The organism is Candidatus Zixiibacteriota bacterium, from assembly GCA_034439475.1.
Classification (GTDB): domain Bacteria; phylum Zixibacteria; class MSB-5A5; order GN15; family FEB-12; genus JAWXAN01.
This window is the reverse complement of record JAWXAN010000005.1, coordinates 1-3,388: the sequence shown is the minus strand read 5'-3', so window position 1 is coordinate 3,388 and position 3,388 is coordinate 1. Positions and strand designations below refer to the sequence as shown.

At 50.0% G+C, this 3,388-nt stretch carries 3 protein-coding genes; all 3 read left to right on the top strand.

Annotated elements, in window-relative coordinates:
• The first annotated feature begins 628 nt into the window (after positions 1 to 628).
• Entirely contained in the window at positions 629 to 1,387 is a 759-nt protein-coding gene (locus tag SGI97_00325; protein MDZ4722347.1) for an RsmE family RNA methyltransferase, read from the top strand.
• Positions 1,388 to 1,478: 91 nt separating this feature from the next.
• Positions 1,479 to 1,994, top strand: coding sequence for a DUF6265 family protein (locus tag SGI97_00320; protein ID MDZ4722346.1), 516 nt, complete (start codon positions 1,479 to 1,481; stop codon positions 1,992 to 1,994).
• 119 nt (positions 1,995 to 2,113) lie between these two features.
• Positions 2,114 to 3,055, top strand: a complete 942-nt coding sequence (locus SGI97_00315) for a radical SAM protein (protein ID MDZ4722345.1) — start codon at positions 2,114 to 2,116, stop codon at positions 3,053 to 3,055.
• Positions 3,056 to 3,388 lie beyond the last annotated feature (333 nt).

The window sequence follows — 3,388 nt, the reverse complement described above, 5'->3', positions numbered from 1 at the left end:
ATACTATCAAGCTCACGCTTGATAGAGCTAGTAAGCCGAACGGCCACTTTAGAAATAGAGTGGCCGTTTGTGTTTGTGGTGTGATCTTTCGGATGGTGCGGGCAGAGATTTTTGAATCCGCCAACAGAGGACAACCTGCACGAAGATGAAGATGGATTCTCCGCCTTCGGCGGACTGGAATGACATTGTAAGGGGTTCTCCGATATTCGTAGGTCAGTCCCGCCACAGCGGGCAGGCCGGTACCCAGTTTTGATATTCGTGCGGGGACGTTCCGGTCGCGCACAGTGTGGCCGTCAGGTCACCCGCCGTGAGCGGACTTCGGAAGCCTCAGCACTCACTCCTCGCTTTTCGCTCGAAGGTGACCAAGACCCGACGGAATAGAAAAGAAGACAGTCAGGCGGGGGCGCCTGACTGCACGGTGGTAAATCTGGTGCTAGCAGAGATTTTCGAATCCGCCAATGGAAGACAACCTGCACGAAGATGAAGATGGTTCCTAGCGTGCGCTGGGATGACAAGAGAAGAGAATCCACCACAGCGGACGGTGTGATCTTTCTTCCTTCAAAGCAAATACCCGCTCGCTAAAATAATTCCGTATGGCTGGCTACTTTCGTTGTATGTTTATCGGGATATGAATCTCATCATTCTCACCCAAACTGATGCCATAGGCAACGACCGCTACACGCTGACCGATCATCGTGCGGCACATATTCGCACCGTTCTCAAACGTGTGCTCGGTGAAACTGTCGAAATCGGAATCCTTAACAGCCTCCAAGGAAAAGCCGTCATCACACAGGTCAACGACTCATCTGTTATGCTGGAATGTCGGGAATGGTATTCCACACAGCAACCATTAGCGCCGACCGAAATCCTCTGCGCAATTCCGCGGCCTAAAACGCTCAAAAAAGTATTTGTAACCTGTGCCATGATGGGGGTCAATCGCCTACACCTTGTCCGCGCCTTCAAAACCGATAAAAGTTATTTTTGTAGTCCGCTTCTGCAACCTGAGAACGCCCTGCCGTATTTTATCGAAGGACTCAGCCTTGGAAAATTGACCCATCAGCCGGAGATTATCATCCACCCTCTTTTTCGGCCAGCTATCGAAGACTATTTTGCTATTTCTGAAGCGACGTCGGACATTGCCACAAACAGATTTCTGGCTGACTCGTCAAGTGGTCTGCATCTGGACAAAGTCTACAAGGCTAATCCAACAGAAAGCGCTCTTATTGCTATCGGGCCCGAAGGCGGCTGGGTCGAATTCGAGTCGACGCTTTTGCAGGAGGCGGGATTCCGAAAGTTCTCAATTGGGCCATGGACATTACGCGTGGAAACGGCGTTGACTTCGGCCCTCGCCCAACTCCAGCTCGTACGGCAGCTCTTTGAAAAGTAATTGACTGCCTCTTGCATGTTCCGCCGTTACAATGTATTTTTTATTCGTTAGACAATCAGACAACTCGAATAAAATCGAAGGACGCTGTGTTATGACTCTCAAACTACCGATCATCAGACTATCTCTCGCATCTCTGCTTGTTCTCATCTGCGGTTCTGTTTCAATGGGAATTGATAAAACCATGCCTGTCATTCCGCAACAATCCAAAAATATCTCCTCTCTCGATTGGCTGGTAGGGAAATGGACAGGCAAACAAGGTGAAACCCTCATCGGAGAGAGATGGGCGAAAACTGACAGTATGACTCTCACCGGCTCGGGCTTTATGATTAAGGGAAGTGACACAATTATCACTGAGATAACCCGCATGGTTGCCACAGATAGCGCGACCTATTTTGTTCCGAATGTCGCTGAAAACGAGGGCGAGGTGTTTTTTAGGCTCATAAGCTCAGACAGCGGCAGGTTTGTCTTTGAAAATCCTACTCATAATTTCCCCACCCGGGTTATCTACCTTCAAGTTGGCTCAGATTCCCTGTACGCCCGAATCGAAGGCATCAGCAAGGGAAAAGAGAAGGGAATCGACTATATCTATTCCCGACTCGGTAAGTAAGCATTTCCCATATCCTGCATGGTATAGCATCCGCGAAGGGAATTTGTCTTTACGGATGCTTTTTGCTATCTTGAGGCATGGGTCACAATGTCACGCAAAACTCCAAATCGATTGCAAGTATGAATCTGGATGCAATCCTCAAACCGCTTGAGGCTTTGGCCGATTGCACCTGTTGTCCTCGAAACTGTCATGCCGACCGCCTCGGCGGGAAATTTGGCTACTGCAACAGCGGAGCCGGGTTTTCTATTGGCTCAATTTGCGCCCATCGCGGCGAAGAGCCTGTGATTGTCGGCCAGCATGGCATTTGCAATATCTTTTTCTCGCGTTGCAATATGGGTTGCATTTACTGTCAGAACTGGCAGATAAGCCGCACCCGCGGCACGGTGCTTGATCAGACAATGACACTCGACCAAGTCTGCAACGAAATCGAAGTCATTCTCGACAGCGGTGTCAAGACAGTCGGATTTGTGTCGCCGTCGCATTTCATCCCCCAAGTTCATGTTATAATGAACGCCCTGCTGGCGCGCGGACGCAATCCGGTTTTTGTTTTCAACACAAGTTCATACGATAAACTCGACACGATCAAAGCTCTCGATGGAAAAATCGCTGTCTATCTCCCTGACCTGAAATATCTCGATGAACAGATGGGACGCGAGACATCCGACACCCCGGACTATCCCGAAATTGCCAAAGCCGCCATCAAGGAAATGTTTTATCAAAAAGGCTCGAATATTTTTATCGACGATGACGGCTATATTGAATCGGGGCTTATCATCCGCCACCTGGTATTGCCGGGCCGAGTCTCGAACAGCCTTGCGATTTTGCGATGGATAGCCGAAGAGCTTTCGCCGGGGGTGCATCTTTCGTTGATGTCACAGTACCATCCGACCGCGCGCGTGATAGGGCATCCTGATCTGGGACGGACGTTATTGCCTGAAGAATACGAAGAAGTCTTGGCCGAATTTGAGCGGCTCGGATTTTACAGAGGGTGGACGCAGGAGCTATCGAGCCCGACAAATTATAGACCCGATTTCAATTTCGACCACCCCTTCGAGCACTGACTGGGGGACTCAAAGTCGAGTGGCAATCTCAGTTCTCTTCTATTTAGTAGGTCAGTCCGCCACAGCGGACTGACGTCTTTTTACATGTGCGCGACAGAGACGTCCCGCACGAATATTTCCTGCCGCGGCGGACTGTGTATTCAGCGATTCTTTCTTCTATGTCATTCCCGTCCGCCAGTGGCGGAGGAATCCAGGGTAAATAGACGTGCAGGCCATCCTCCATTGGCGGATTCAAAAATCTCTGGCCTGCACAAACATTAAGATCACACCGCAAGCAGTGTGGTACAAGATACTATAGCAGACATCTCACAACTCGTCATTGCGAGTTTCGCT